At 60.6% G+C, this 540-nt stretch carries 1 protein-coding gene; it reads right to left on the bottom strand.

What is annotated here, in order from left to right:
• On the bottom strand, nt 1-540 hold a 540-nt coding region (locus BK660_RS30245; RefSeq protein ID WP_123436406.1), incomplete at both ends, for a lipopolysaccharide kinase InaA family protein.

Here is a 540-nt window from a genome sequence, read left to right as displayed (position 1 = left end):
CAGGTCGATCAATTGCGCCTGATATCCGTCACCGGTGGCCCGCAGAAAAATATGCTTGGGGTAGAAACAGCCGTGCACCTGACGCACACCGTGCAGATGCCGAGCCAGCAGGCCACAAGCCTTGAGGATGGCTGAATGCTGTGCAGCACTGAGTTGCGCCCAACGCTGCAACAGCGATTCCAGATCGCTCCAGCCATCGAGCGCCCGGGTCAGCAGGATCGCGCGGACTTCGCCGTCGACTTTGCGCTCACCGAAGAACGCCGCTTGCAGCGCCGGTATGCCGAGCTTGCGATAGCGGCTGATGTTACGAAACTCACGGGCAAAACTGGGCTCGCCGAAAGGCGCGTGCAAAGTGCGCGTCAGGTAATTGCTCTGGCGCTTGAGGTAATACCCCTGCCCCTCCAGGTCCAGACGGAAGACGCTACTCCAGCCACCACGGGCGGTATTGGGTTCATCCACAGCTTCAAGCTGTTTAGCCCACAATGCGTCGAAAGTGCCGAGACCATGGCGCTCAAGCAGTGCGCGGTCTTCAGCGGCGAG

The sequence above is a fragment of the Pseudomonas brassicacearum genome, from assembly GCF_003732265.1.
GTDB classification, from domain to species: Bacteria; Pseudomonadota; Gammaproteobacteria; order Pseudomonadales; family Pseudomonadaceae; genus Aquipseudomonas; species Aquipseudomonas brassicacearum_D.
The sequence above is the reverse complement of the archived record's forward strand: the minus strand, read 5'-3'. Positions and strand labels throughout refer to the sequence as shown.